General features: G+C 65.1%; 2 protein-coding genes. Both read right to left on the bottom strand.

Going from position 1 to position 3,254, the window contains the following annotated elements; all coding sequences use genetic code 11:
- Positions 1-275 precede the first annotated feature (275 nt).
- Positions 276-1,028 carry a M15 family metallopeptidase gene (locus EOC06_RS34940; protein WP_245470338.1) on the bottom strand — a complete coding sequence of 251 codons (753 nt, stop codon included), beginning with the start codon at positions 1,026-1,028 and terminating at the stop codon, positions 276-278.
- Between the two features lie 64 nt (positions 1,029-1,092).
- Positions 1,093-3,198 carry a penicillin-binding protein 1C gene (gene pbpC, locus EOC06_RS34935; protein ID WP_164898917.1) on the bottom strand — a complete coding sequence of 702 codons (2,106 nt, stop codon included), beginning with the start codon at positions 3,196-3,198 and terminating at the stop codon, positions 1,093-1,095.
- Between the last annotated feature and the right edge of the window lie 56 nt (positions 3,199-3,254).

Raw genomic sequence — 3,254 nt, 5'->3', positions numbered from 1 at the left:
GGACAGATGTGGCGACCAGTGCGCCGAGCAGTTTCCTGAAATGAGGTTTGGTCATTTCTGCCTCCGTTGAACCCGCGCCAAATCTACCGAATTGGTAGAAATTAGATGCATTCAATGTTGCCTTTTTTGCCCCTCTGGAGAAAATGTTCGACGCTATTTCGCCGTTAGGAGAAATATTTTCCTCTTGCGGCCTAAGGAAGAATCCACGGCCCGGCCACTCAGCCTATCTAGCAAGGGGCGGTGCAGAGGCAAGGTGTGGAATTTGGTCGGGTGCATCAATCTGCGGTGATGGGAAAGTCGAAACGCTGTCTGGCGAACGGTTCGCTTTTCAGCGTGAAGTGCCACCATTCCCTTGCATAGTTCTTGAAGCCGCCGGCGCGCATGGCGTCGACAAGCATCTTGCGGTTTGCCGCCGCTTCACTGGCAAGGCCTCGGTGGGCGGTTTCGCTCATCGGATCAAAGCAGTCGAAACCGGTGCCGAAATCGAGCGTGTCGGCATCGCCCGCGCCGCAGGCCGGGTTCGGGCTGGACCTGCGGTCCGTCCGGGCGACGGCGACATCGACGGTCGAGCCACGTGAATGGGTCGATAGTTCTCCGACATAACCCTTGGCGATCAGCTCACTGCGCCTGACCTTCGGATACCATTGTGGATCGGGCGACCCGCCATCGCGCGTCCATTCATTCATGTCGGCGACGGCGCGGGCAGGGCGGTAGCAATCGAACAACACCAGGGTCAGGCCTTTGGCGGCGATCGCTTTCTGGACGGCGGACAGTGCCTTTGCCGCCTGCTCGGTGAGGATGCAGGCCGGGGCGTCATAGCCGTCCACCTTGCGATGCAGAAAATTGTCCGATCCGGCGTAGCGTATGTCCTGGCGGATCGAGGGATCGACATCGGCGAGCCGGACGAAGCCGGCGGGGAGTGGGTCAGCGAAAGCGGGGAGGGTGATTGCCGTGACAAGGATTGTTGCTGCCAGTGCCGAGGCTGCCGACAAGAACGGATTGCGCGAGGGGTGCCTCGGAACAGGCATGGGTGAGTATCCTGCTATCTGCCGAGCGTCCGGAAAGCCAATTCCATGAATCTCTTGGCGCGATCTATTCGACGAACACCTTCACACTCGCCGCACGCCCTGCGGCGTCGATGACGGTCAGCGTCGAATAGCCGGCGCCGTCGGGCTGCCAGGTCGCGGTGCGGCGACGATCGATGCCTGCCAGCGGCTTGCCGTTGGCGAGCCAGCGGAACGGCGCACGGCCGCCTTGCAGCTTCAGCACCAGTGGCGAGGCGTCGGCCGAATTGGTGCCGAGATCGACGCGGGCGCCGTCAGGCGGGAAGATGATGGTCGGTGCGGGTTCGCTCACCGTCGCCTGCACCAGGCCATCCGACCCGGCGCCGAAGCGGGCGAGCGTCACCGGCAGGTCCTCGCGTCTGGGGCTGAACATGCCGGGCGGTTTGCCCGGCAAGGGGACGGTGGCGAGGCCCGAGCGGACAAAACCCTCGAACAGGATGGGAGCGGCCGAGACATAGCCGGAAAGGCCGGGCACCGCGCCGGCATCGGGGCGGCCGACCCAGACGCCCAGCACGTAGCGGCCGTCGAAGCCGACCGACCAGGCGTCGCGGTATCCGTAGGACGTGCCGGTCTTGTAGGCGATGCCGCGCTGCAAGGCCCCCTCGGGCGGCTTGACGCCTGACAATATGTCGATGATCTGCCAGTTGGCCTGACCGTCGAGGATGGTGGCGCTGGTGCGCTCGGCATCGGCAGGCTCGGTGCCGTCATGCAGCGTGTGCGTCTTGCCGCCATTGGCGAGCCCTGTGTAGAGCTGGACGAGGTCGCGCAATGTCACCCCGACGCCGCCAAGACCGATGGCCAGGCCCGGGGCTTCGTTGACCGGCAGTATGGGGCTGACGCCGGCCTGGCGGAAGCGCGCCATCAGCCGCGTTGGCCCGACCGCGTCGAGCACGCGGATCGCCGGCACATTGAGCGACAATTGTAGCGCTTGCCGGATGCTGACATCGCCCTGGTAGCCCATGTCGAAATTCTTCGGCCGGTAGCCGGAGAAATCGACGGGGCTGTCGTCGATCAGCGTTTCCTGCGCCACCAGGCCCTGTTCGAAGGCCAAACCGTAGATGAAGGGCTTTAGCGTCGAGCCTGGCGAGCGGACGATCTTTGTCATGTCGATCCAGCCGGAGCGGCTTGCGTCGAAGAAATTGGCCGAGCCGACTTCGCCAAGGATGTCGCCGGTGCGGGAGTCGGCCAGCACCATAGCGACCGACAGGCGGGGGCCGAGCTTGGTGGCCGCGTCCCTCGCCACCTGTTCCAGCCCCTCCTGGACGCTCTTGCGGATCGTCAGCTGCAAGGGCTGGCCGGGGACGGCCTTGGGCAACATCGCATAGGCGGCGTGCGCGGCGAGCGCCGGCAGCGTGCGGCGCAGGTCCGAGACATCGTCGAGGGAGGCCCGTGCGGCCTCGCGCTCGCCGAGCAGGCGGGAGGAGACCATTCGGGTCAGCACCCGGTCGCGGGCGGCGTGGGCGATCTTCAAATTGCGGTCGGGCCGGCGCTTTTCCGGCAGTTGCGGCAGAGCGACGAGCAGGGCGGATTCCGAAACCGTAAGCCGCTTCGGCTCCTTGCCGAAATAGGCGAGCGAGGCGGCGCGCACGCCTTCCAGATTGCCGCCATAGGGCGCCAGCGTCAGGTAGCGTTCGAGGATTTCGCGTTTCGACAGCCGCCGTTCGATCTGGATGGCGCGCAGTATCTGCTTGACCTTGGAACCGAGGCTGCGGCTTTCGCGCGGCTCGATCAGCCGGGCGAGCTGCATCGAGAGTGTCGAGCCGCCGGAGACGATGTGGCCGCTGGTGGCGAACTGGCCGGCGGCACGCGCCAGCGCCAGCACGTCGACACCCTCATGATCCCAGAAACGCTTGTCTTCGTAGGTGACCAGCATGTCGACGAATTGCTTGTCGACCTGGTCGAGCCGGGTTTCGAGCCGCCAGTAGCCGTCCGGCGTGGCGAAGGCCCGCAACAATTCGCCGTCGCGGTCCTGGACTTCGGTGGAGACCGTGAGTTCGGCTGGAAGCGGGGGTGGGAAGGCACGGTCGAGCGCCCAGAGGGTGGTGGCGGCAATTGCGGTGAGTCCAATGAGGGAGGCTCCTGCAACGGCCGTGCGACGAAGGAACTTCTTGGAAAGCATGGCGCCGCCCCTCATCCGGCTGCCGCCACCTTCTCCCCGTATAGTGACGGGGAGAAGGGTGCTGTCATGGC

The sequence above is a fragment of the Mesorhizobium sp. M7A.F.Ca.MR.362.00.0.0 genome (genome assembly GCF_004023175.1).
Lineage (GTDB): Bacteria > Pseudomonadota > Alphaproteobacteria > Rhizobiales > Rhizobiaceae > Mesorhizobium.
Note: the sequence above shows the minus strand (reverse complement) of the source record. Positions and strands in the feature narration are given on the sequence as shown.

What these genes read in the sequence shown, in the direction of transcription:
- EOC06_RS34940 (WP_245470338.1), bottom strand. Translation starts at nt 1,028, where the DNA reads ATGCCTGTTCCGAGGCACCCCTCGCGCAATCCGTTCTTGTCGGCAGCC.
- pbpC (WP_164898917.1), bottom strand. Translation starts at nt 3,198, where the DNA reads ATGAGGGGCGGCGCCATGCTTTCCAAGAAGTTCCTTCGTCGCACGGCC.